Annotated in this window: 21 protein-coding genes; 15 read left to right on the top strand and 6 right to left on the bottom strand. The window is 63.3% G+C overall.

The features are described from left to right. The first annotated feature begins 125 nt into the window (after window positions 1-125). From CEY08_RS00695 to CEY08_RS00665, 7 genes are all read left to right on the top strand, one after another. Window positions 126-905, top strand: a complete 780-nt coding sequence (locus tag CEY08_RS00695; RefSeq protein ID WP_076812106.1) for an SDR family NAD(P)-dependent oxidoreductase — start codon at window positions 126-128, stop codon at window positions 903-905. Between the two features lie 10 nt (window positions 906-915). Beyond that, window positions 916-1,677: an ABC transporter ATP-binding protein gene (locus tag CEY08_RS00690; protein WP_042792655.1), complete on the top strand. Its 762-nt coding sequence runs from the start codon at window positions 916-918 to the stop codon at window positions 1,675-1,677. Window position 1,678: 1 nt separating this feature from the next. Then, complete coding sequence (locus CEY08_RS00685) at window positions 1,679-2,371, top strand: ABC transporter ATP-binding protein (protein WP_042792656.1); 693 nt, start codon at window positions 1,679-1,681, stop codon at window positions 2,369-2,371. A 12-nt stretch (window positions 2,372-2,383) separates the two neighbouring features. Further along, window positions 2,384-4,261, top strand: a complete 1,878-nt coding sequence (locus tag CEY08_RS00680) for an ABC transporter permease (protein ID WP_076812110.1) — start codon at window positions 2,384-2,386, stop codon at window positions 4,259-4,261. Further along, window positions 4,261-4,563: a Dabb family protein gene (locus tag CEY08_RS00675; RefSeq protein ID WP_076812113.1), complete on the top strand. Its 303-nt coding sequence runs from the start codon at window positions 4,261-4,263 to the stop codon at window positions 4,561-4,563. Before CEY08_RS00680 ends, CEY08_RS00675 begins: the two co-directional genes overlap by 1 nt. A 177-nt stretch (window positions 4,564-4,740) precedes the next feature. Beyond that, window positions 4,741-5,436 carry a fumarylacetoacetate hydrolase family protein gene (locus CEY08_RS00670; RefSeq protein ID WP_042792659.1) on the top strand — a complete coding sequence of 232 codons (696 nt, stop codon included), beginning with the start codon at window positions 4,741-4,743 and terminating at the stop codon, window positions 5,434-5,436. A 41-nt stretch (window positions 5,437-5,477) separates the two neighbouring features. Beyond that, on the top strand, window positions 5,478-5,609 hold the full coding sequence (locus CEY08_RS00665) for an entericidin A/B family lipoprotein (RefSeq protein ID WP_042792660.1): 132 nt from the start codon (window positions 5,478-5,480) through the stop codon (window positions 5,607-5,609). A gap of 65 nt (window positions 5,610-5,674) precedes the next feature. Here CEY08_RS00665 and CEY08_RS00660 read toward each other — a convergent pair whose 3' ends face one another. Genes CEY08_RS00660 through CEY08_RS00650 form a run of 3 tightly spaced genes read right to left on the bottom strand, consistent with a single transcriptional unit; the run spans window position 5,675 to window position 8,364 of the window. Next, window positions 5,675-7,381: a PhoH family protein gene (locus CEY08_RS00660; RefSeq protein ID WP_076812116.1), complete on the bottom strand. Its 1,707-nt coding sequence runs from the start codon at window positions 7,379-7,381 to the stop codon at window positions 5,675-5,677. Between the two features lie 60 nt (window positions 7,382-7,441). Further along, window positions 7,442-7,906, bottom strand: a complete 465-nt coding sequence (locus CEY08_RS00655; RefSeq protein ID WP_042792662.1) for a peroxiredoxin — start codon at window positions 7,904-7,906, stop codon at window positions 7,442-7,444. Further along, a complete protein-coding gene (locus CEY08_RS00650; RefSeq protein ID WP_042792663.1) occupies window positions 7,903-8,364 on the bottom strand; it encodes an Mth938-like domain-containing protein in 462 nt (153 codons plus the stop codon). Before CEY08_RS00650 ends, CEY08_RS00655 begins: the two co-directional genes overlap by 4 nt. Before the next feature lie 334 nt (window positions 8,365-8,698). Here CEY08_RS00650 and alaC point away from each other — a divergent pair, with 334 nt between their 5' ends. The 4 genes from alaC to CEY08_RS00630 all read left to right on the top strand — a co-directional run bounded on the left by alaC (window position 8,699) and on the right by CEY08_RS00630 (window position 13,298). After that, window positions 8,699-9,886 (top strand): alanine transaminase, encoded by a 1,188-nt coding sequence (gene alaC / locus CEY08_RS00645; RefSeq protein WP_042792664.1) that lies wholly within the window; start codon window positions 8,699-8,701, stop codon window positions 9,884-9,886. Between the two features lie 168 nt (window positions 9,887-10,054). Further along, window positions 10,055-11,359, top strand: a complete 1,305-nt coding sequence (locus tag CEY08_RS00640; protein WP_076817557.1) for a homoserine dehydrogenase — start codon at window positions 10,055-10,057, stop codon at window positions 11,357-11,359. Between the two features lie 129 nt (window positions 11,360-11,488). After that, a complete protein-coding gene (thrC, locus tag CEY08_RS00635; protein WP_076812119.1) occupies window positions 11,489-12,898 on the top strand; it encodes a threonine synthase in 1,410 nt (469 codons plus the stop codon). 178 nt (window positions 12,899-13,076) lie between these two features. Beyond that, a complete protein-coding gene (locus tag CEY08_RS00630) occupies window positions 13,077-13,298 on the top strand; it encodes a YgdI/YgdR family lipoprotein (protein ID WP_042792666.1) in 222 nt (73 codons plus the stop codon). An 83-nt stretch (window positions 13,299-13,381) separates the two neighbouring features. Here the strand turns inward: CEY08_RS00630 and CEY08_RS00625 are convergent, their stop codons facing one another. Beyond that, window positions 13,382-14,404: a class 1 fructose-bisphosphatase gene (locus tag CEY08_RS00625; RefSeq protein ID WP_042792667.1), complete on the bottom strand. Its 1,023-nt coding sequence runs from the start codon at window positions 14,402-14,404 to the stop codon at window positions 13,382-13,384. Between the two features lie 9 nt (window positions 14,405-14,413). Then, window positions 14,414-17,119, bottom strand: a complete 2,706-nt coding sequence (pepN, locus tag CEY08_RS00620; RefSeq protein WP_076812124.1) for an aminopeptidase N — start codon at window positions 17,117-17,119, stop codon at window positions 14,414-14,416. Window positions 17,120-17,268: 149 nt separating this feature from the next. Here pepN and CEY08_RS00615 point away from each other — a divergent pair, with 149 nt between their 5' ends. Continuing rightward, the gene (locus tag CEY08_RS00615) at window positions 17,269-17,913 is read left to right on the top strand and encodes a DUF4136 domain-containing protein (protein ID WP_082884685.1); all 645 of its coding nucleotides are present in this window, start codon (window positions 17,269-17,271) and stop codon (window positions 17,911-17,913) included. 90 nt (window positions 17,914-18,003) lie between these two features. On the opposite strand, the gene CEY08_RS00610 is transcribed toward CEY08_RS00615, so the two are convergent. After that, window positions 18,004-18,387: an H-NS histone family protein gene (locus CEY08_RS00610; protein WP_076812128.1), complete on the bottom strand. Its 384-nt coding sequence runs from the start codon at window positions 18,385-18,387 to the stop codon at window positions 18,004-18,006. A gap of 797 nt (window positions 18,388-19,184) precedes the next feature. On the opposite strand from CEY08_RS00610, the gene tldD reads away from it, so the two are divergent. From tldD to CEY08_RS00595, 3 genes are all read left to right on the top strand, one after another. Beyond that, window positions 19,185-20,645 (top strand): metalloprotease TldD, encoded by a 1,461-nt coding sequence (tldD, locus tag CEY08_RS00605; RefSeq protein ID WP_013392574.1) that lies wholly within the window; start codon window positions 19,185-19,187, stop codon window positions 20,643-20,645. A gap of 325 nt (window positions 20,646-20,970) precedes the next feature. Further along, complete coding sequence (gene aroG, locus CEY08_RS00600; protein ID WP_042792671.1) at window positions 20,971-22,044, top strand: 3-deoxy-7-phosphoheptulonate synthase AroG; 1,074 nt, start codon at window positions 20,971-20,973, stop codon at window positions 22,042-22,044. A 100-nt stretch (window positions 22,045-22,144) separates the two neighbouring features. Then, window positions 22,145-23,554 (top strand): FAD-binding oxidoreductase, encoded by a 1,410-nt coding sequence (locus tag CEY08_RS00595; RefSeq protein WP_076812132.1) that lies wholly within the window; start codon window positions 22,145-22,147, stop codon window positions 23,552-23,554. Window positions 23,555-23,619 lie beyond the last annotated feature (65 nt).

The following is a 23,619-nucleotide window of genomic DNA, read 5'->3' as shown; positions in this document are numbered from 1 at the left end:
TATTGAGTGTTTAAAAATAGTCGCGTATATTGAGATTTATGTCAATCACGTTTTCGCGAGTCGGAAGCGTGCAGCGACACAGGCCGGGCCAAGAAATCCGGCACATAAAAAACAAGGAGACAAGCTTGAAACACGACTATCTGGACCGCACGTTCGGTCTGGCGGGGCGCGTCGCGCTGGTGACTGGCGCTGCAAGGGGGCTGGGCTATGCGATCGCGCGGGCACTGGGCCAGGCGGGCGCCCAGGTGGTAATCAATGACCTGTCGGCCGAGGCTTGCGTCGCGGCATGCGAACGCTTGGCGGCCGAAGGCATCAAGGCCCATGGGGCGCCATTCGACGTCGCCGACGAGAAGGCCGTGTCCGAGGCCGTTGCGCAATTGGAGGGCGCGGGGCTGGCGATCGACGTGCTGGTCAGCAACGCGGGCAACCAGAACCGCAAGCCCGTGGTGGAGATGAGTTCCGCCGAATGGCAGATGCTGCAGAACGTGCACGTCAACGGAGCCTTCCATTGCGCGCGGGCCGTGCTGCCCGGCATGGGCAAGCGTGGGTTCGGCCGCATCGTGCTGATGTCTTCGGTGGCGGGACAGGCCACCATGCCGAATATCGCGGCCTACGCTACCGCCAAGGGCGCGATTGCGGCGTTCACCCGCGCGCTGGCGGTCGAGTACGGCGCCAGCGGCATCACCTGCAACGCATTGGCACCTGGTTTCGTGCGCACCGATTTCACGCAGGGACTGCAGGACAATCCACAGTTCCAGTCCTTCCTGGCCTCGGCGGTGCCCGCCGGGCGCTGGGCCGCACCGGAAGATATCGCGCCCGCGGTGGTCTATCTGGCCTCGCCGGGCGCGTCGTTCGTCAACGGACTTGTCCTGGCGATCGATGGCGGCCTGTTGGCCCGCATGTAGGAGCGCGTCCATGAACTCCCCAGCGGTCCTGTCCGCGCAGGGCCTGATCAAGCGGTTCGGCGGCTTCAACGCCGTCGACGGCGTGTCCCTGTCTCTGCGCGAAGGTTCCATCCATGCCTTGATCGGCCCCAATGGCGCAGGCAAAACCACCTGCTTCAATCTGCTGACCAAGTTCCTCACGCCCGATGCAGGCGTCATCCACTATCGCGGCCGAGACATCACGGCGCTCGCGCCGGAGCAGATCGCGCGCCTGGGCATCGTCCGTTCGTTCCAGATATCCGCCGTGTTCCTGGGACTGACGGCGTTGCAGAACATGCGTGTGGCGCTGATGCGCCAACACGGCGATGGATGGCGCTTCTGGCGCAGCCGCAGCAGCATCGACCGCCTGAACGGGCGCGCCATGGAACTGCTGGATGCAGTCGGCCTGACCGGCCTGGCGCACACCACCGCGGCACTCTTGCCCTATGGGCGCAAGCGCGCGCTGGAGATCGCGATGACCCTGGCGCTGGAGCCAGAGATCATGCTGCTGGACGAGCCCATGGCGGGACTGGGCCAGGAAGACGTGACCCGCATTGCCGCGCTGATCCGGCGCGCATCGGCCAACCGCAGCATCCTGATGGTCGAGCACAACCTGTCGGTGGTGGCGGACCTGTCCGACACCATCACGGTGCTCGCGCGCGGGGCGGTGCTGGCCCAGGGCGACTATGCCACGGTGTCGAGCGATGAGCGCGTCATCACCGCATACATGGGTTCGGACGAGGAGGCGCACTGAGATGCTGTCGATCAAGGACCTCAACGCCTGGTACGGCGAATCCCATGTGCTGCATGGCGTGGACATGGAAGTGAAGCGCGGTGAGCTGGTCACCATCCTGGGCCGCAACGGGGCGGGCAAGACGACCACGCTGCGCGCCATCATGGGCATCATGGACAAGCGGCGCGGCTCCATCCGCCTGAACGGCCAGGAAACCGTGGGCATGGCCCCGCACCGCATTCCGCGGCTGGGCGTCGTGTATTGCCCGGAAGAACGGGCCGTGTTCCGCAGCCTCAACGTGACCGAAAACCTGATGCTGCCGCCGCGCCTGGCCGACGGCGGCATGTCGCTCGACGAGATCTATACGCTGTTTCCCAACCTGCGCGAACGCAGTGCCAGTTCGGGCGGCAATCTCTCGGGGGGAGAACAGCAGATGCTGGCGATCGCGCGCATTTTGCGCACCGGCGCGCAGCTCATCCTGCTGGACGAACCCACCGAGGGCCTGGCGCCCGTCATCGTGCAGCAGATCGGGCATGCCATCCGCACCTTGAAGGAACGGGGCTTCACCATCGTGCTGGTCGAGCAGAACTTCCGCTTCGCGACCAAGGTGGCCGACCGCCACTACGTCATGGAACACGGCTGCGTGGTTGACCAGCTGTCGGCGGAAGAAGCGCGCAACGATCCCGAGCGGATCAAGCGCCGCCTGGGTGTCTGAGGGAGAATCCACGTGTTCGAAATTTTCGGCGTGCCGTCGACGGCACTATTCGGCCAGCTGCTGCTGGGCCTGATCAACGGATCGTTCTATGCGCTGCTGTCGATCGGGCTGGCGGTGATCTTCGGCCTGTTGAACATCATCAACTTCGCCCATGGCGCGCAATACACCGCGGGCGCGTTCCTTGCCTGGATGCTGCTGAACTATCTGGGCGTGAATTACTGGGCTGCGCTGGTGTTGGTGCCGCTCATCATGGCCGTGTTCGCCATCGTGGTCGAACGCCTGCTGATCTCGCGCACCTACCGCATGGATCACCTGTACGGGCTGTTGCTCACCTTCGGCATCGCGTTGCTGATCGAAGGCGGCCTGCGGCAGGCTTACGGCGTGTCGGGCTTGCCTTATACGATACCCAAGGCGCTGGCCGGTGGCGTCAACCTGGGTTTCATGTTCCTGCCCTGGTATCGCGGCTGGGCGGTGGCCGTGTCGCTGGTGCTGTGCCTGGCGGTCTGGGTGTTGATCGAGAAGACCCGTGTGGGCGCCATGCTGCGCGCGGCCACCGAAAATCCGACGGTGGTGCGCTCCTTCGGCATCAACGTGCCTCTGCTCATCACGCTGACCTATGCGCTGGGCGTGGCGCTGGCTTCGGTGGCGGGCGTAATCGCCGCGCCTATCTACCAGGTCAGTCCGATGATGGGATCCAACCTGGTGGTGGTCGTGTTCGCGGTAGTGGTGATCGGCGGCATGGGCTCCATCATGGGAGCGATCGTCAGCGGCTTCGGACTGGGCATCATCGAAGGCCTGACCAAAGTGTTCTACCCCGAAGCCGCCAATCTGGCGATCTTCATCATCATGGTGCTGGTGCTGCTGTGCAAGCCCGCCGGCTTGTTCGGCAAGCCTTTGCAGGTGCAGAACGTGCTGGCTGCCGAGGCAACCCGCGAGCCGGTGCAACTCAGCCGCCGCGGCATGCGCGTCGCGATGGCGGTGCTGGCGGTGGCTGCGCTGGTTGCGCCCTGGTTCATCTACCCGACCTTCCTGATGAAGGTGCTGTGCTTCGCGCTATTTGCGGCGGCCTTCAATCTGCTGGTGGGCTATGTGGGGCTGCTGTCGTTCGGGCATGCCGCGTTCTTCGGTGCAGCGGCCTACGCGACGGGTATCGTGATGAAGCTTCTGAGCGCGACTCCCGAACTTGGCCTGCTGGCTGGCGTGCTGACAGGCGGTCTGCTCGGCCTGGCCTTCGGTGCGGTCGCGATCCGCCGCCAAGGCATTTACTTCGCGATGATTACGTTGGCGCTATCGCAGCTGGTCTACTTCATTGCGGTCCAGGGCGGCTTTACAGGCGGAGAGGATGGCCTGCAGAGCGTGCCGCGCGGCAAGCTGTTCGGCATCTTCGACCTGGAAGGCGTGATGCCCATGTATTACTTCACCTTGGCAGTGTTCGCGCTGGGCTACGCCTTTGTGCTACGCGTGCTGAATTCGCCTTTCGGCGAAGTGATCCGCTCGGTGCGCGACAACGAACAACGCGCGCGCTCGCTCGGTTATTCCACCTCGCGCTACAAGCTCATGGCGTTCACGCTGTCGGCCTCGGTGGCGGGGCTGGCCGGCGGCCTCAAGGTATTGGTGTTTGGCGTCGCTTCGCTGACGGACGTGCATTGGCATGCCAACGGCGAAGTGGTGCTGATGGCGCTCCTGGGCGGCATCGGGACGGTGTTCGGTCCCCTGGCCGGCGCCTTTACCTTTGTCTCGTTGCAGAACTATCTGGCGCCGCTGGGCTCCTGGGTGCTTATCGTCCAAGGCGCGATTTTCATACTTTGCGTCCTCTTGTTCCGCGACGGCATCATGGGACTGGTCTCGCGGGCCTGGCTGGCGCTTACCCGCACGAAAAAGGAATCCTGATGTTCTTGCATGTCGTAATGCTGCAACTGTCCGGTGCCGCCGATGCGCGCTTCCATGACCGCGTGCAGGGCTATTGCCAGCGCATCCTGGCCGAATGCGATGGGGTGGTGGGATATGCCTTCCGGCCCAACGTCGCCAGCCGCTCGGACGGTCTGACGCATGCGGTGGTGGCGGCGTTCGTGGACGGTCCCGCGCACGACCGCTACCAGGTGTCGCCGGCGCATCAGGAAATGAAGACGTATATGGCTGGCTTCATCGAGCGCCTGGTGGTGTACGACGGGGAAATTCCTACTTTCAGCTGAACGTTCCCGGCCGCGCCTGCGCGCGCGGAAAGGGATAAACTCGCGGATGACTTTTCACCGTCTGGTCCGCCTCCCACGGAGGCCGCCTCCTGCCTCTTCCGGTAGCGGGTGCCTCGCGGGGCTGGCTATTTTCTTTTGCCGGATTCCGGCCACGTATTCTTCATAGGTCGATTGAACATGGACTACGTATTGCCCCCCCAGCCGCCCGTCGCGGTTCCCGTTGCCGGCAGCGCCGCGCTGTTTCCGGTGCGCCGCGTCTACTGCGTCGGCCGCAACTACGCCGAACACGCCAAGGAAATGGGCTTCACCGGCCGCGAGGATCCGTTCTTCTTCTGCAAGCCCGCCGATGCCGTCCTGAGCGTGGCCGACGGCGAAACCGGCAAGATGCCGTATCCGCCCAAGACGTCCAATCTGCACTACGAGATGGAATTGGTCGTGGTACTGGGCAAGGGCGGCCGCGACATTCCGGTGGAACAGGCCAATGATTGCGTGTGGGGCTATGCGCTGGGCCTGGACATGACGCGCCGCGACCTGCAAGGCGAAATGAAGAAGCAGGGCCGTCCCTGGGAAATCGGCAAGGCGTTCGACCTGTCCGCGCCGCTGGGCCCGATCCATCCGCGCAGCGTGGTCGGCACCCTGGAAAAGGGCGCCATCTGGCTGGACGTCAATGGTCAGCGCAAGCAGTCCAGCGACATCTCCCAGATGCTGTGGAACATACCCGAGAGCATTTCCTACCTGTCCGGCCTGTTCGAACTGCAACCCGGCGACATCATCTTCACTGGCACGCCGGAAGGCGTCGGCGCCGTGCTGCAAGGGGATGTGATCACCGGCGGCGTGGAAGGCCTGGGTGAACTTCGCGTCCAGATCGTCTAAAGTACGCCCCGGATTCGTTTCACCACCTCAGGAGCGCCAGCATGCGCAGCAAGATCGTGCTGACCGCCTTTGTCGTGTTCGGCTTCGTCCTCGCCGGTTGCAATACCGTCGCGGGCATGGGCAAGGACATGTCCAAGGCTGGCAACGCCATTACCAACGCCGCTGACAAATAGTCGTCACGCCGGCAAAAAAAAGCCCCTTGAGCGATCAAGGGGCTTTTCTCTTTGGTGGCAAGGAGTTACAGAACATCTCCGGCGTAGTCGGCCAGGCGCGAACGTTCGCCGCGTTGCAAGGTGACGTGCCCCGAGTGCGGCCAGCCCTTGAAACGGTCGACGACGAAGGTCAGGCCGGAACTGCCTTCCGTCAGGTAGGGCGTATCGATCTGGGCGATATTGCCCAGGCAGATCACCTTGGTGCCGGGGCCCGCGCGGGTGACCAGCGTTTTCATCTGCTTGGGCGTCAGGTTCTGCGCTTCGTCGATGATCAGGTACTTGTTCAGGAAGGTGCGGCCACGCATGAAGTTCAGGGACTTCACCTTGATCCGTGAACGGATCAGATCCATGGTGGCGGCGCGCCCCCAGTCGCCGTTGCCTTCGCCTTCGCCCATGTTCAGGACGTCCAGGTTGTCTTCCAGGGCGCCCATCCACGGCAGCATCTTCTCTTCTTCGGTACCCGGCAGGAAACCGATGTCTTCGCCGACCGGCACCGTGACGCGGGTCATGATGATTTCGGTGTAGCGCTTGGTCTCCAGCACCTGCGTGATGCCTGCGGCCAGCGCCAGCAGCGTCTTGCCCGTGCCCGCCTGGCCCAGCAGCGAAACGAAATCGCATTCCGGGTTCATCAGCAGGTTCATGGCGAAGTTCTGCTCGCGGTTGCGCGCGGTGATACCCCAGACGTTGTTCTTGCCGTGCGTGTAGTCGCGCAGAGTCGCCAGGACCGCCATCTTGCCGCTGACTTCGCGCACCTGGGCGTACAGCGGCATCTGGCCTTCGAAGTAGACAAACTGGTTGACCACGAACTGCGAGCAGAGCGGGCCATGGATGCGGTAGAAGGTGGTGCCGCCCTGTTGCCAGGATTCGACGTCCTTGCCGTGCTTGTTCCAGAAGTCCTCGGGCAGTTGCATCACGCCCGAATACATCAGGTCCGAGTCTTCCAGCACATGGTCGTTGAAGTAATCTTCCGCGGCCATGCCCAGCGCGCGCGCCTTCAGGCGCATGTTGATGTCCTTGGACACCAGCACGACATCCCGTTGCGGGTACTTTTCCTGCAACGCCCGGACAACGCCCAGGATCTGGTTGTCGGCCTTGCCCATGGGCAGGTCGGAGGGCAGGGTGCTGTGGATGGCGGTCGTCTGGAACATCAGGCGGCCGGTGGCGTCCTTGTTACCCAGCTTGGCCAGTTCCAGCCCTTCATCGAGCTGGGTCGCGTCCTGCACCAGCGCGTCCAGGGAACGGCTGACCTGGCGCGCGTTGCGCGCCACTTCCGACATGCCTTTTTTCTGGTGATCCAGCTCTTCGAGCGTCATCATCGGCAAGAAGATGTCGTGCTCTTCGAAGCGGAACAGCGAGCTGGGGTCGTGCAGCAATACATTGGTGTCCAGAACGAACAGCTTGCGCGGTTCGTTCTGGGCGCGGGCCTTGGCGCGCTTGGCTGGAGCGGGCGCGGGCTTGGCGCGGCGCGTTTCGGCGCGTGCGGCAGGGGCTGCGGGCGCCGGTGGCGGCACCTGGCGAGCAGGCGCGGGAATCTGCGCCTTGCGGGCCGGCGCTGCCAGGCCTTCGAGTTCGGGCTGGACGAGAAGCTCGTCCTCGTCATCTTCGGCCAGGACTGTCTGGGTATTGGACCGCGCAGCGGCGGTCTTGGGGCTGCGGGCCTGCGCCCGGGCGGATTCGCCCGAGGGGAAGGTCAGGATGGCTGCGGGACGGGTGGGCAACTTCGGAAGCGGCATATTTGTCACTCTCCAGTGTGGGCCGGCTATAGCGCCTGACGGGTAAACCTGTGCTGACGGCTAACCGATGCTTTTTGCTGCCTGCAGGACTTCCTTGGCGTGGCCCGGGACCTTCACCCCGCGCCACTCCTGCACCAGCACACCATAGGCATCGATCAGGAAAGTGCTGCGTTCGATGCCTCGCACCTGCTTGCCGTACATGTTCTTTTGCTTGATGACGCCGAACAGATTGCAGACGGTTTCGTCGGCGTCGGAAATGAGAGGGAAGGGAAGTTCGTACTTGGCCTTGAAGTTCTCGTGCGATTTCAGGGAGTCGCGCGAGATGCCGATGACCACGGCGCTGGCCGCCAGGAAATCGGCGTGCAGGTCGCGGAAGTCCTGGCTTTCGGTGGTGCAGCCAGGCGTATTGTCCTTGGGGTAGAAATACAGGATCACGGCGCGGCCCTGGCATTGCTCCAGGCTGATCGGACCTATGGTGCTTTCGGCGGTGAACAGCGGCGCGGGTTTGCCTATGGTCGGCGTCATTTCTGGGATTCTCCGTTGGGGGGGATGAGGGCCACGACCACGCGCCGGCCCTCCGCCATCAGGATGTTGTAGGTACGCGAGGCGGCGTGGGTGTCCATGATCTCGACCCCGATGCCGGCCGCCAGCAGGGGGCGCAGCACGTCGGGGCGCAGGAACTGCTGACGCGCGCCCGTGCCCACCAGCAGCACTTCCGGCGCGTTCGCGGGACGGGTAGGGCTGGCTTCTGGTTCGTCCAGAAATGCCATGGGGTCGCGGACGGGCTCGGACAATCCGGCCGCCTGGCGCAAGAGGGTGGGGGTGATGTCGGCCGGCGACTCAACGGGCCAGTGGGTAACTTCGCCTTCGGGGCCGAATGCGACCGAGGAGGAAAAACGTACCTGGTTGACCTCGATGTAGCCATCGCCATAGGCGGTGACGGTATTCAGAGCGGCCGTCGCAGGATCGGTATGCAGCTTCAATAAAAACTCCGGCTTTATGTTCCCGATAATAGCGCATCAGGATGACGCCATGTTGCAGGGTATCCACGCCCCCCGGAGGCGCCGGTTTAGCGGGTTTGGGCAACGAGCAAAATGGAGAGCGAGGCAGCCCCCCCGGAATGCGGACTTTTACGGGGGGCGGACGCGGAAAGCGGCCCCGTTTTTTTCCCATTTGCCGCACGGGCGTCCTTGCGCTAGATTACAGGGTTTTGCTGCGCTGCAATCTTGTGCTCCCGCGGCGTTTCGAACCCATTTCCCCTTCGCGCATTCGCGCCCTGGTTTTTTTGCCCTTTTATCGCCCCTAAGGATTCCCATCATGAGGAAGTTCTCCCGCATCGAGCGTTTGCCCCCGTACGTTTTCAACATTACCGGCGAGCTCAAGATGGCGGCGCGTAGGCGCGGCGAAGACATCATCGACATGTCCATGGGCAATCCGGACGGCGCAACTCCCAAGCACATCGTCGACAAGATGGTGGAAGCCACAATCCGCCCGACGACGCACGGCTATTCGGTGTCCAAGGGCATTCCGCGCCTGCGCAAGGCGATCTGTGACTGGTACCAGCGCCGCTATGCGGTCGAGTTCGATCCGGACTCCGAAGCCATCGTCACCATCGGGTCCAAGGAAGGCCTGGCCCACCTGATGCTGGCCACCCTGGACCGCGGCGACACGGTCCTGGTGCCCAACCCCAGCTATCCGATCCACATCTACGGCGCGGTCATCGCCGGCGCCAACATCCGTTCGGTGCGCATGACGCCGGGCGTGGATTTCTTCGAGGAACTGGAGCGCGCCGTGCGCGAATCCATTCCCAAGCCCAAGATGATGGTGCTGGGCTTTCCCAGCAATCCGACCGCACAGTGCGTGGACCTGTCGTTCTTCGAACGCGTGGTCGCGCTGGCCAAGGAACACGATATCCTGGTCGTGCACGATCTGGCCTACGCCGACATCACCTTCGACGGCTACGTGGCTCCGTCCATCATGCAGGTGCCTGGCGCGCGCGATGTCGCGGTCGAGTTCTTCACGATGAGCAAGAGCTACAACATGGCGGGCTGGCGCATCGGCTACATGGTCGGCAACCGCGAGCTGGTCAATGCGCTCGCGCGCATCAAGAGTTATCACGACTACGGCACGTTCACGCCGATCCAGGTGGCGTCCATCGCCGCCCTCGACGGTCCGCAGGACTGCGTGAACGAAATCGTGGCACAGTATCAAAGCCGCCGCGACGTGCTCGTGCGCGGCTTGCATGAAGCAGGTTGGAATGTGGAAATTCCCAAGGCGTCCATGTACATCTGGGCGCAGATTCCCGAACCCTACAGGGCGATGGGCTCTTTGGAATTTGCCAAGCGTGTCCTGTCGGATGCGAAAGTGGCCGTGTCCCCCGGGATCGGCTTCGGCGAGTACGGCGACGAATACGTGCGCTTCGCCCTGATCGAAAACGAGCAGCGCACGCGGCAAGCGGTGCGAGGCATCAAAGACATGTTCCGCAAGGACGGATTGCTGAAGTAGGGCTCCCCCCGCAGCGCTGCGCGCTTCCCCCTGGGGGCGCCGCAGCGGACCGGCGAAGCCGGCTCCGCGCGGCCGCGCTTGGTGCTGCCAGGTATGGTGTCCCTTGCATAGCAGCTATGGAGAACTGAAATGAATTCCCCTCAACGCCCGCCCGCAGAAGGCGCCGCGATGAAACCCATGAAAGTCGGCCTGCTCGGCCTGGGCGTGGTTGGCGGAGGCACCTGGGCGGTGCTGTCGCGTAATGCAGAAGAAATCGCTCGCCGTGCCGGCCGCCGCATCGAGGTGACCCGCGCCGCCGTGCGCGACGTGGCCAAGGCGCGCGCCCGTGTCGGCGACGCCATTCTGGTCGATACCGATGTACGCGCGCTGGTGCGCGATCCTGAAATCGACATCGTCGTCGAACTGATCGGCGGCGATACGCTGGCGCGTGAACTGGTGCTGGAAGCCATCGCCAACGGCAAGCATGTCGTGACCGCCAACAAGGCCTTGCTGGCCAAGCATGGCAACGAAATTTTCGCGGCGGCCCACGAGCGCGGCGTGATGGTGACCTTCGAGGCCGCCGTCGCCGGTGGTATTCCCATCATCAAGGCAATCCGCGAGGGCCTTACCGCCAACCGCATCCAGTGGGTGGCCGGCATCATCAACGGCACCACCAACTTCATCCTGTCCGAGATGCGTTCGCGCGGCCTGCCATTCGCCGACGTGTTGGCCGAGGCGCAGCGCCTGGGCTATGCCGAAGCCGATCCCACGTTCGACGTGGAAGGCGTGGATGCGGCTCACAAACTGACCCTGCTGGCTTCGCTCGCTTTCGGCGTACCGGTCCAATTCGACCGCGCCTACATCGAGGGTATTTCGCAGCTGGCTGCCGAAGACATCGAACACGCGGAACGCCTGGGCTATCGCATCAAGCTGCTGGGTGTCACCAAGCGCCGCCCCGATGGCATCGAACTGCGCGTGCATCCCGCGCTGGTGCCCGCAGAGCGCCTGCTGGCCAACGTCGAAGGTGCCATGAACGCCGTGCTGGTCAAGGGCGATGCCGTGGGCCCCACGCTGTACTATGGCCAGGGCGCGGGCGAAGAGCCCACCGCCTCGGCCGTGGTGGCTGACCTGGTCGACGTGACCCGCCTGCACACCGCCGATCCGGGCAACCGCGTGCCGCATCTGGCTTTCCAGCCGGACGCCATGTCCGATACGCCGATCCTGCCGATCGAAAAGGTCAGCACCTCGTACTACCTGCGCCTGCGCGTGGACGATCAGCCGGGCGTGCTGGCCGATATCGCGCGCATTCTGGCCGACCGTTCCATTTCCATTGGATCGATGATCCAGCAGCCGTCCCACATCGGCGGCGCCGACATCATCTTCCTGACGCACGAAGCAGTCGAAGGCAATGTCAATCGGGCGATCGAGCGTATCGAGGCCCTGCCGTTCGTCCGTTCCAAAGTCACGCGCCTGCGCGTGGAAAACCTGACGTGAGCAAGCCGCACCCCCGAAGCGCCTGCGGCGCTTCCTCCTCCAGGGGGCGCCGCTGGCGGACCGGCAAAGCCGGTTCCGCGGCGGCCGGGGTCCGGGAGCAACGGCGTAGCGCATAGCGGAACCATCGACATGAAATACATATCTACTCGTGGCGGCATGACACCGCTGCAATTCTCGGACATCCTGCTGGAAGGCCTGGCGCCGGACGGCGGCTTGGCCGTTCCGGAGCAACTGCCCCAGGTCTCGGCCGACACGCTGGAGTCCTGGCGCGGCCTGCCGTATGCCGACTTGGCGTTCGAAGTGCTGTCGATGTTCGCCACCGACATCCCGGCCGACGATCTGCGCCGCCTCACCCGCGCGGCCTACACGCAGCAAATCTTCAATAGCGAGGACATCGTCCCGCTGCGCCCGCTGGACGGCGGCCTGTCGCTGCTGGGCCTGTCTGAAGGTCCGACGCTGGCCTTCAAGGACATGGCCATGCAGTTCCTGGGCCAGGTCTTCGAGTATGTGCTGTCCAAGCGTGGCACGACCCTGAATATCGTGGGCGCAACGTCCGGCGACACGGGTTCGGCGGCCGAGTATGCCTTGCGCGGCAAAAAGGGCGTGGCGGTATTCATGCTGTCGCCCCACGGCCGCATGAGCGCGTTCCAGCGCGCCCAGATGTACTCGCTGCAGGACGAGAACATCCACAACATCGCCGTGCGCGGCGTCTTCGACGAGGCCCAGGACATCGTCAAGGCCTTGGCGGGCGACCTGGAATTCAAGACCAAGTATCGCCTCGGCGCGGTCAATTCCATCAACTGGGCGCGCATCGCCGCCCAGGTGGTGTACTACTTCCATGGCTGGCTGCGCGCCACCAGCAAGGCTGGCGAGCAGGTTTCGTTCGCGGTTCCCTCGGGCAACTTCGGCAATATCCTGTCCGGACATATCGCGCGCAGCATGGGCCTGCCCATCCGCCGCCTGGTGCTGGCCACCAACGAGAACAATGTGCTGGAAGAGTTCTTCCGTACCGGTGTCTATCGTCCGCGTCCCGCCGAGCAGACCTATGCCACCTCCAGCCCCTCGATGGACATTTCGCGGGCCTCGAACTTCGAGCGCTTCGTGTTCGATCTGGTGGGCCGCGATGCCGCCCGCGTCAAAGCGTTGTGGGCCAGCATGGCGCGCGATGGATCGTTCGATCTGTCCTCGCTGAAACCGCAATTCGAGGAGCGCTATGGCTTCGTGTCGGGCGCGAGCTCGCATGACGACCGTCTGGCTACCATCCGCTCGGTCTACGACGCAACCGGCGTGTTGATCGATCCGCATACCGCCGATGGCGTCAAGGTCGCGCGCGACTTCGTTGAACCCGGCGTGCCGATGCTGGTGCTGGAAACCGCCTTGCCGGCGAAGTTCTCGGAAACCATCGAACAGGCGCTGGGCCGTCCGGCCACGCCGCCGGGCAACCTGGCCGATCTGGAATCCCTGCCGCAGCGGGTTGAAACCATGGATTGCGACGTGGCCACAGTGCGCCGTTACATCGAGGCCCACGCCAAGGTGTAAAGGCCGCTTGCGTCTTGTGTGCGTGTGCAACCCCTCGCAGGCCCGGCTTGCGAGGGGTTTTTTGCCTTTTGGGGGGCGACCTCATTACCTTCGCATGCATTTTGACCACAACCCGTCACGAATGCGGGGACAGGGTCAGATACAGTGAATTTACGATTCACTTTCGGAGAACACGCCCATGAAACTGAAGACCATGACGCTCGCCCTGGCCGTGACCGGATTCGGGGTGCTGGCCGGATGCTCGTCTCCGTCGGTCATTCAGCAGCGGGACGGCAGCTCGACCGTGACGCCCGATACGCCCAAGTACGATGAGGAATCGGGCATGTACGAGTATGACAAGGACGGCAAGAAGGTCCAGATCAACAAGGACGACGTGAAGTCCATTGAACAGGTCAAGTGACCGTCGCCCTGATCATTTGTCCATGAAAAAAGCCCCGGCGCGTAAGGCGCCGGGGCTTTTTTCATGGATGCAGCGTCGCAGTTTTACTGCTTGGCGGCTTCTTCCGCGTGGTAGCGGCCGACGCGGTCGACTTCGTTCTTCGAGCCCAGGATCACGCTGACACGCTGGTGCAGCTTGTCCGGCTGGATCTCCATGATGCGCTGGGTGCCATTGATTGCGGCGCCGCCAGCCTGTTCGACCAGGAAGCTCATGGGGTTGGCTTCGTACATCAGCCGCAGCTTGCCGGCCTTGCCGGGTTCGCGGGCGTCCCAGGGGTACATGAAGATGCCGCCGCGGGTCAGGATGCGATGCACGTCGGCCACCATGGAGGCGATCCAGCGCATGTTGTAGTCCTTGCCCAGCGGGCCGGTCGTGCCGGCCAGGCAGTCGTCGACATAGCGCTTGACCGGGGCGGCCCAGTGACGCATGTTCGACATGTTGATGGCGAATTCCTTGGTGTCTTCCGGCACGCGGATGTTTTCGTGGGTCAGCACCCAAGAGCCCATTTCGCGGTCCAGCGTGAAGCCAACCACGCCATTGCCTATGGTCAGCACCAGCATGGTCTGCGGGCCATAGACGGCATAGCCGGCGACGACCTGTTTGTCGCCCGGTTGCAGGAAGTCCTGTTCGCAAACGGGGGCGCCGGACACATTGTGCGGCGCGTGCAGCACCGAGAAGATGGTGCCGATGGAAACGTTCACGTCGATGTTCGACGAGCCGTCCAGGGGATCGAACAACAACAGGTATTCGCCCTTGGGGTAGCGGTTCGGGATCAGATGGATGGTTTCCATCTCTTCCGAGGCCATGGCGGCGAGGTGACCGCCCCATTCATTGGCTTCGAGCAGAATCTCGTTGGACAGGACGTCCAGCTTCTTCTGCACTTCGCCCTGGACGTTTTCGCTTTCGAGGCTGCCGAGGACGCCGCCAAGCGCACCCTTGCTCACTGCGTGGCTGATGGCCTTGCAGGCCCGCGCCACGACTTCGATGAGGAGCCGTACTTCCGGCGCCAGGGCTTGGGCGGAGCGTTGCTGCTCCACCAGGTATTGGGTCAATGTTTTGCGTTTCAAAGGGATCTCCTATGCTGCGAATTCTAAAGCCTTGGATACGATTTCCTGCACATTGCGCGACAGGCCTTCATGTGCGCGCACCCGCTGCAGGGCAGCCTGCATGGGCGTGCGCAGCGCGGGCACGAAGCGCGACCAGTTGTCCAGCGCACGCGCCAGCCGAGCGGCGATTTCAGGGTTGAGGGCATCCAGCGACAGTACCTGTTCGGCCCAGAAGGCATAGCCCGTGCCGTCGGGATGATGCATGCCGCGCGCGTTGTTCAGGCAGAACTGGAAGATCAGCGCGCGTGCGCGGTTCGGGTTGCGCAAGGTGAACGCAGGATGCTGCATCAGCTCGCGCGCGGTCTGCACAGTGGTCGAGCGAGCCGCGGCCTGCAAGGCGAACCACTTGTCCACCACCAGGGCGTTGTCGCGCCATTTGTCGTAGAACGCGGCCAGTGCCGTCTGGGGAAAATCGCCTTGGCCGAAATTGATCAGGGCGGACAGCGCCGCCATGCTGTCGGTCATGTTGCCGGCCTTGTCGTACTGCTGCTCGGCCAGGCGCTGGGCGTCGAGCTCTCCCGCCGCCATCAGATGGCTGAGCGCCAGGTTCTTCAAGGCGCGCTTGCCGGCCGGGACTGGCGCCGGGCTGTATTCACCGGGGGTCTGGTTGGCGTCGAACGCCTGGCGGAACTCGGCGGCCAATTGGCGTCCCAGTTCGGCGCGCAGGAAATCGCGCGCCACCGCCAGGGCGGGCGGGTCCACTTGCTGCATGCGCTCGGCCAGGGTCTTTTCGGACGGCAGGGCCAGGGCGCGGGCGCGATAGGCGGCGTCGAGCGCGGGATCGGTCAGCAATGCGCGCCAGGTTTCGATGAAGGCGGCATCCGCATGCAGGGTTTTGCCCGCCTGGCGGGCTTCGGCCAGGGCCAGGATCTGGCGTGTGGCAAACTCCTGGCCAGCTTCCCAGCGCGCGAAGGGGTTGCTGTCATGCGCCGACAGCAGGGCCAGTTCTTCGTTGGTCCAGCCGTAATCGACGATGACGGGAGCGGAGAAATCCCGCAGCAACGATGGCACGGGGCGCTCGGCGATATCTTCGAACACCCATTGCTGGCTTTGCTGGGTCAGTTCCAGCAGCGCGGTTTCCTTGGTCTCGCCAGCGTGGCGCAACGGCAGCGCCTGGCCGCGCTGGTCCAGCAGGCCGATGGAGAACGGGATGTGATAGGGAGCCTTTACGTAGTCGGCTCCAGCTTTCTTTTCCACGCCGACCAGCGGGCATTCCTGCGTAAGCGTCACGGTGCAGCGGCGCGTGGCGGCGTCGTGGTCCAGTTTCACGGTCACGCGAGGCGTGCCGGCCTGGCGGTACCAGCGGCGGAACACGGACAGGTCGCGGTCTGGATGCTGGCGCACATAAACCGATTCCATGGCGGCCACGAAGTCGTCGCAGGTCACGGCCTGCCCATCGTGGCGGCGGAAGTATTCATCCATGCCCGCGCGGAAGCCTTCCTCGCCCAGCAGCGTGTGCTGCATGCGGATGACCTCGGCACCTTTCTCGTACACGGTGGCGGTGTAGAAGTTGCCGATTTCCTGGTAGCTTTCCGGCCGGATCGGGTGGGCCATGGGCCCGGCATCTTCCGGGAATTGGGCGGCGCGCAGCGCCACCACATCGTCGATCCGCTTGACGGCGCGGGCGCTAGCGGCTTCGGCCGCATCCATGCCTTGGGCCATCATGTCGGCGCTGAATTCCTGATCGCGGAAGACGGTCAGGCCTTCTTTCAGGCTCAGCTGGAACCAGTCGCGGCAAGTGACGCGGTTGCCGGTCCAGTTGTGAAAGTACTCGTGTCCGATGACGGACTCGATGCCTTCGTAATTGGCGTCCGTGGCGGTATCCGCATCCGCCAGCACATAGGCGGCGTTGAAGATGTTCAAGCCCTTGTTTTCCATGGCGCCCATGTTGAAGTCATGGACGGCCACGACCATGAAGCGGTCCAGGTCCAGCTCCAGGCCGAAGCGGCTTTCGTCCCAGCGCAGCGCGCGCACCAGCGAATCCAAGGCCCATTCGGTCTTGGATTCCGAGCCCGGATCGCTGTAGACCTGCAGCAGGACGTTGCGGCCGCTGGCGGTCTTCACGGTGGTTTCGCGGTGCGTGAGGTTGCCGGCCACCAGCGCGAACAGGTAGCAGGGCTTGGGGAAGGGATCTTCCCATTCGACTTCATTGCGGCCATCGGGCAACTGGCGGCTAGCGAGCAGGTTGCCATTGGACAGCAGCACGGGGTATTCCGGCTGGGCGCGCAAAGTCACGCGGTAGCGCGACATGACGTCGGGCCGGTCCGCAAACCAGGTGATGCGGCGAAAGCCCTCGGCTTCGCACTGCGTAAAGAAATTGCCGCCCGAGACGTACAGGCCCATCAGCGTGGAGTTGGCCGAAGGCTTACAGCGGCTGACGATTTCCACGGTGGCGCTGGCCGACAGACCATACAACGCAAGGCTATGTTCGGACAGACGGTAGCTGTCCGCGGGCAGGGGAGCGCCATTCACGCCTACCGAGACGAGTTCCAGGTCTTCTCCATCCAGGACCAGGGCGGCGTCGGCGCTGGCTCCGGGCTTGCGCTGCACTTGCATCGTGCAACGTACTTCGGTCGCGTCCGGCGCGAGGTCGAAGGCGAGGGCGACTTCGGGAATGTCGTAGGGGTAGGGCTGGTAATCCTTGCGATATACGGTTATGGGCGTGTCGGTGCGCATGGGATTGCAGTCCTGTATGAACGAGGAGTCTATTGTAGTGGCTGGGCATGACGTGCTGCCCTGGGCCTTATGGCGTACCGTAAACTTTTTGTAGCGGTACGGGTCAAAGTCAGTATCATGGCGCCGTCGCGCGCGGGAAGGGTCGCAAAATGTCGAGATTGTCCATGTTCAATGTACGCCGCTGGGCAGGCCTGCTGGCCGTGGCGGGGGCGCTTGCCTTGACGGGGTGCGCGGCTCCCACGGTTTCCGCGCGGGTGACCTCCTTTCAGCAATGGCCCTCGGGCGTTGAAGGGCAGACATATCAATTCGTGGCTGCGGACGCCTCCCAAAACAACAACCTCGAATATCAGTCTTATCAGGACATGGTGCGGGCAGGCATAGGCGCCACCGGCCTGGTAGAGGCCAGGCCGGGAGCCAAAGGCCGTTTCGACGTGTCGTTCAACTACGGCACGACGCAAACCCAGATAATGGTGCAGCGTCCCTACGATCCATATTTTTACGGCGGCTACGGTTACGGGTATGGCGGTTTCTATGGCCCGCGCCCGTGGGGAGCCGGATACGGCTATTGGGGACCGGACTGGGTGGACGTACCCATGGTCGTTCAGCGCAATACGCTCACTCTGCATATCTACGACACTCAGCGCGGCGGCGCGGAGGTATACCGTTCCAGCGCTTTCATATTGAGCGAGCGTGATGATTTCCTGCGGACGATGCCGTACCTGGTGCGCGCAATATTTGATAATTTTCCCGGCAATAATGGCGCGGAGCGCGAAATACGTTTCCCGGTGCAGTGAGCCCCCACGCTCTTTCTGAACCAGCTTCTAAATAAAAATCGGCGCACCAGAATGGTGCGCCGATTTTTATTTCTTACTAGCGGATAGGTTTTATTCTTTGATGAGAAAACTGTCGCGGGTTGCGCCCGCGGCTTCTTCCGCGGCGAGCCAGCGGGGAGCCTTGCCACGGCCGCTCCACGTTTCCCCTGTTTGGGGATGGCGGTACTTGGGCGCAACGGCGCGTTTGGCGGCGTTGGCCGGACGGGCGGCGGCGCCGGCCTTGCGGCGGCCACCGGTGGCGGCGCGGGCGGGTTTGCCGGCGCCATAGGCTGCGATGATCTCTTCAGGCGTAATGTCGTACTCGCGCATCGACGTGATGATCTGCGTGATCACCGGCTTGCGGCGCTTGGTTTGCAGGACTTCAGCCTTCTTTTGTAGCTTGTTGATTTCCTTTTCGATCTTTGCTTGCAGTGCTGCGTAGGATTCTCGGGCCATGGTTTATTCCTGATTATGGAACTGCTGTAATCGCCGGCGAAGTTATGTGTAATTGTTGTGCTTCGCATAATACAGAAATTGCGGCTTGACTTCCCGGTTTTCAGACTAATTACTTTGTATCAAAAGGGTTGGGCGCCAGTTTCAGTTAGCAGCGGGCCGGCGCTGACCAAGTTTTGGGAAGGATATTCTCGAATTTGGGACAACTTGAAACAATTGGGTTATTGGTTCACGAGGCGGACAAATAGCCCCGTAGAGCCTTGCAAACACGCGATTTGTTTCGCATCCCACGCAAATCCGCGGTTCTTGAGCTTGCTCGGCCGCAGCCCCAGCCTGCATTCCAGTGCACGTTAAGAGGTCTGATGACACGATGGGCAGGAACGAATCAATTGTCTTGTGGTCTGATTTTCAACCGCGCATGCTGCATAAGATCTAATAGGAGCCTGCTCGCTCCTCTATTCCGTATATTTCATTTTCATGTCAGGTTGTATGACGAGTTTGGCGTTTGCATCCGTGCTATCGGTCGCCGGTATGGCGGCGCGCTCGTAATGTCCGGGCGAGGTTCGGAAAAAGGGGCATATCGAGCACGGTCTGCGCTGCTTTGCTTAACTTGATATGTAATATTTCGCCCCCACCCATTCGCTATAGATAATGCCCGCGGCATTTTTCGCCACCGTGCCTTTCTTGCGGCTTTCGAGCAGCCAGCCGCCCAGGCGACGCCAGGCCGCGTCGGCGTTACGATATGATCTTGAGCATCACCGCGAGCGCGCGCCTGCGCGCCGCCTCCTGAATAGAGTCCCATGAAAATCATCGATCCCGCCATTGCTTCCCTTGCCACCGCCAAATCCCTGCTGCTCGACCCCTGGGGCCTGACCGAGGCGGATATGGCGCGTGCCTTGGGAGAGATTTTCACGCACAAGGTCGACTACGCCGACCTGTACTTCCAGTACACGCGCAGCGAGGGCTGGAGCCTGGAAGAGGGGATCGTCAAGACGGGCAGTTTTTCGATCAGCCAGGGCGTCGGAGTGCGCGCCGTCAGCGGCGAGAAAACCGCTTTCGCCTATTCGGATTCACTGTCGCCGGAGGCGCTGTTGTCGTCCGCGCACGCCGTGCGTGGCATCGCGCGCCGCGGCGCCGGCAAGGTAAAGGTGGCGGCGCAGGTCGAAGCTGAAATCGGCCGTAGCCTCTACGCCGATATTGACCCTGTGGCCACGCTGAGCGCTCCCGAAAAGGTCGCGCTGCTGGAGCGCGTGGAACGCATGGCGCGCGCGCGCGACCCGCATGTGATCCAGGTCATGGCGGGCCTCGGCGCCGAGTACGACGTGGTGCTGGTGGCGGGCAGCGACGGCCGCCTGGCCGCTGATGTGCGCCCCTTGGTGCGCCTGTCGCTGACCGTCATCGCCGAGCGCAACGGCCGCCGCGAGATGGGCCACGCCGGTGGCGGCGGACGTCTGGGCCTGGCTTATTTCACGGACGAAATGCTGCAGGGCTACGTCGAGCGCGCGGTCCACGAAGCCATGGTGAACCTGGAAGCTCGCCCGGCGCCGGCGGGCGAGATGACTGTCGTCCTGGGCTCCGGCTGGCCCGGCATCCTGTTGCACGAGGCCGTTGGCCACGGGCTGGAAGGCGACTTCAACCGCAAGGGTTCCAGCGTGTTCTCCGGCCGCATCGGCGAACGCGTCGCCTCCAAGGGCGTGACGGTAGTGGACGACGGCACCATTCCGGACCGTCGCGGCTCGCTCAACATCGATGACGAAGGCAACGCCACCCAGCGCAACGTGCTGATCGAGGACGGTATCCTGCGCGGATATATGCAGGACACCCTGAACGCGCGCCTCATGAAGACCGCGGCCACGGGCAACGGCCGGCGTGAATCGTTCGCTCACCTGCCCATGCCGCGCATGACCAACACCTATATGCTGGCTGGCGACAAGCCGGCCGAGGAAATCGTGTCGTCCGTCAAGCGCGGGCTGTATGCGGTCAACTTCGGCGGCGGCCAGGTCGATATCACCAATGGCAAGTTCGTGTTTTCGGCGTCCGAGGCCTACATGATCGAAAACGGCAAAGTGACCTATCCGGTCAAGGGCGCGACCCTGATCGGCAACGGTCCGGACGCCATGAACCGCGTCACCATGATCGGCAACGACCTGCAGCTGGATTCCGGCGTCGGCACTTGCGGCAAGGACGGCCAGAGCGTGCCGGTGGGCGTAGGCATGCCGACGGTGCGCATGGAAGGCCTCACGGTCGGTGGCACGGCGTAACCGCGCCGCATCGAGCCCCCGCTCGATGCCTCACATCGCATTCGCTGCGCGGGCCAACTGCCCCCAATAAAAATTCTGACGGCCGGAAAAATCTGTGCTAGAGTCGTTCCCCATGAAATTCGCGTCCCCCGCTTTTTATTTTTATTTTTATGGTTTTCTGAAGCCGCTGGCGGAGGAAGGGACGCGCTCAATCTGAAGTTTGGAAAGAATCCCCCCAAAAAAGCCGCCAGCGAACTGGCGGCTTTTTTTGCGCCGCCAGTTGAGGAAACTACCGAGGAAACCCCCTCGGGCCTCTCTCCGTGGCGGGCAACCCAGGAGCAGTACCGTGTCACACAATACCGACGACCTTCGCATTCGAGAAATCAAAGAGCTGAACCCGCCCGCGCACGTCATGCGCGAGTTCGCCTGCACCAAGGAGGCGTCCGACACTGTGTTCGCCGCCCGCCAGGGGATGCACCGCATCCTCCATGGCATGGATGACCGGATGATCGTCGTGATCGGTCCTTGCTCCATCCATGACACCCGGGCGGCCATCGAATATGCGAAGCGCCTGAAGCCCGTGCGCGACCGGCTGAGCGCCGACCTGGAAATCGTGATGCGCGTTTACTTCGAGAAGCCGCGCACCACGGTAGGCTGGAAGGGCCTGATCAACGATCCGGACCTGGACGGCAGCTTCGATATCAACAAGGGCGTGCGCGTCGCCCGCGAATTGCTGCTGGACATCAACAGCCTGGGACTGCCGGCGGGTTGCGAGTTCCTGGACATGATTACGCCGCAGTACATCGCGGATCTGGTCTCCTGGGGGGCGATCGGGGCTCGGACGACGGAAAGCCAGGTGCATCGCGAGCTGGCTTCCGGACTGTCGTGTCCGGTGGGGTTCAAGAACGGCACCGACGGCAATGTGAAGATCGCGGTGGATGCGATCAAGGCTGCATCGCAGCCGCACCATTTCCTGTCGGTGACCAAGGGCGGGCATTCGGCCATCGTGTCGACCGCCGGCAATGAGGACTGCCACGTTATCCTGCGCGGCGGCAAGACGCCGAATTACGATGCGGCCAGCGTCGAGGCGGCCTGCCAGGACATGTCCAAGGCCGGCCTGGCGCAGCGCATCATGATTGACGCCAGCCACGCCAACAGCAGCAAGAAACCCGAAAACCAGCCCTTGGTCATCGAAGACGTGGCGCGCCAGATGGAAGCGGGCGACAGCCGCCTGGTGGGCGTCATGGTCGAAAGCCACCTCCTGGGCGGTCGCCAGGACATGGTGCCCGGCACGCCGCTGGTATACGGTCAGAGCATCACGGACGGCTGCATCGACTGGGACGCGTCCGTCGCCGTGCTCGAACGCCTGGCCCACGCTGTGCGCGAACGCCGCCGGGTCGCCCTGACCTCTGGCAAGTAAGTCCCGGCAGCGCCGCGGATCGCCTGCGTTGGCGGTTTGCGGCGCAGGGCGCGCGGCGGCGTAGAATATTCAGGTTAACGAACCCGAGAACACGCTGACCATGAACGCTCCCTTGCACGCTGAAACGTTGCGCCGCCCGGTGCCGGCCGCCTGTCTGGATGCCTTGCGCGCGCGCTTTGGCGACCGCTTGTCCGAAGCCGCCGCCATGCGCGAACACCATGGCCGCGATGAATCCCCTTATCCGGCCATGCCGCCGGATGCCGTGGTCTTCGCGCACACGACCGAGGAAGTGGCCGAGATCGCCAAGGTGTGCAACGAGCATCGCGTTCCGCTGATCCCCTATGGCGCCGGGTCTTCCCTGGAAGGCCATATCCTTGCCATCCAGGGCGGCATCAGCCTGGATCTGTCGCAGATGAACAAGGTGCTGGCGGTCAACGCCGAGGATCTGACCGCCACCGTGCAGGCGGGCGTGCTGCGCAAACAGCTCAACGAGGAAATCCGCGACACCGGGCTGTTCTTCCCGATCGATCCCGGCGCTGACGCCAGCCTGGGCGGCATGGCTGCCACGCGCGCTTCGGGCACCAACGCGGTGCGCTATGGAACCATGCGCGAGAACGTCATGTCGCTGACGGTGGTGACGGCGGACGGCCGCATCATCCGCACCGCGGGCCGCGCCCGCAAGTCCTCGGCGGGCTACGACCTGACGCGCATCTTCGTGGGCAGCGAGGGGACGCTGGGCATCATCACTGAAGTGACGGTGCGCCTGTATCCCCAGCCGGAAGCCGTGTCGGCCGCGGTCTGCAATTTCCCCACGCTGGATTCAGCGGTGCAGAGCGTGATCGAAATCATCCAGATGGGGGTGCCGGTCGCTCGCGTCGAATTCATGGACGCGGCCAGCGTGCGCGCGGTGAACCTGCACAGCAAGCTGACCCTGCGCGAAACCCCGCTGCTGGTGTTCGAGTTCCATGGCAGCCCCGCCGGCGTGCAGGAGCAGGCCGAAACCGTGCAGGCGATCACGGCGGATCATGGCGGCATGGACTTCGAATGGGCCGAACGTCCTGAAGACCGCAGCCGTCTGTGGACCGCCCGCCACAACGCCTATTTCGCGGGCCTGCAATTGCGCCCGGGTTGCCGCGCCAGCACCACCGACGTATGCGTGCCGATCTCGCGCCTGGCCGATTGCGTGCGCGATACGGTCGAGGAACTCGACCGCGCCAGTTTTCCCTACACGATTGTGGGCCACGTCGGTGATGGCAACTTCCACGTGCTGATGCTGCTGGATGCGGACAGCGCCAAGGAATGGGAGGAGTCCGAGACCATCAACCATAACCTCGTGCGCCGCGCGATCGCTGCCGATGGCACCTGCACGGGCGAACACGGCGTGGGCCTGCACAAGATGCAGTTCATGGCCGAAGAACACGGCGAAGACGCCCTGGATCTGATGCGCAGCCTGAAGCATGCGTTCGATCCGAACAACATCCTCAATCCAGGCAAGATCGTGTCCTGGTAAGTCTGGCGGTTTAGCGCCGCCGACATCCGAAGCCGACGGCATGCCGTCGGCTTTTTCGTTGGCTG

The sequence above is a fragment of the Achromobacter insolitus genome, assembly GCF_002209555.1.
Taxonomy (GTDB): Bacteria; Pseudomonadota; Gammaproteobacteria; order Burkholderiales; family Burkholderiaceae_B; genus Achromobacter; species Achromobacter insolitus.
Note: the sequence above shows the minus strand (reverse complement) of the source record. Positions and strands in the feature narration are given on the sequence as shown.

Coding starts and splice junctions, on each gene's coding strand:
- CEY08_RS00690 (WP_042792655.1), top strand. CDS start 916: ATGAACTCCCCAGCGGTCCTGTCCGCGCAGGGCCTGATCAAGCGGTTC.
- CEY08_RS00685 (WP_042792656.1), top strand. CDS start 1,679: ATGCTGTCGATCAAGGACCTCAACGCCTGGTACGGCGAATCCCATGTG.
- CEY08_RS00675 (WP_076812113.1), top strand. CDS start 4,261: ATGTTCTTGCATGTCGTAATGCTGCAACTGTCCGGTGCCGCCGATGCG.
- CEY08_RS00670 (WP_042792659.1), top strand. CDS start 4,741: ATGGACTACGTATTGCCCCCCCAGCCGCCCGTCGCGGTTCCCGTTGCC.
- CEY08_RS00665 (WP_042792660.1), top strand. CDS start 5,478: ATGCGCAGCAAGATCGTGCTGACCGCCTTTGTCGTGTTCGGCTTCGTC.
- CEY08_RS00660 (WP_076812116.1), bottom strand. CDS start 7,381: ATGCCGCTTCCGAAGTTGCCCACCCGTCCCGCAGCCATCCTGACCTTC.
- CEY08_RS00655 (WP_042792662.1), bottom strand. CDS start 7,906: ATGACGCCGACCATAGGCAAACCCGCGCCGCTGTTCACCGCCGAAAGC.
- alaC (WP_042792664.1), top strand. CDS start 8,699: ATGAGGAAGTTCTCCCGCATCGAGCGTTTGCCCCCGTACGTTTTCAAC.
- CEY08_RS00640 (WP_076817557.1), top strand. CDS start 10,055: ATGAAACCCATGAAAGTCGGCCTGCTCGGCCTGGGCGTGGTTGGCGGA.
- thrC (WP_076812119.1), top strand. CDS start 11,489: ATGAAATACATATCTACTCGTGGCGGCATGACACCGCTGCAATTCTCG.
- CEY08_RS00630 (WP_042792666.1), top strand. CDS start 13,077: ATGAAACTGAAGACCATGACGCTCGCCCTGGCCGTGACCGGATTCGGG.
- pepN (WP_076812124.1), bottom strand. CDS start 17,119: ATGCGCACCGACACGCCCATAACCGTATATCGCAAGGATTACCAGCCC.
- CEY08_RS00615 (WP_082884685.1), top strand. CDS start 17,269: ATGTCGAGATTGTCCATGTTCAATGTACGCCGCTGGGCAGGCCTGCTG.
- CEY08_RS00610 (WP_076812128.1), bottom strand. CDS start 18,387: ATGGCCCGAGAATCCTACGCAGCACTGCAAGCAAAGATCGAAAAGGAA.
- tldD (WP_013392574.1), top strand. CDS start 19,185: ATGAAAATCATCGATCCCGCCATTGCTTCCCTTGCCACCGCCAAATCC.
- CEY08_RS00595 (WP_076812132.1), top strand. CDS start 22,145: ATGAACGCTCCCTTGCACGCTGAAACGTTGCGCCGCCCGGTGCCGGCC.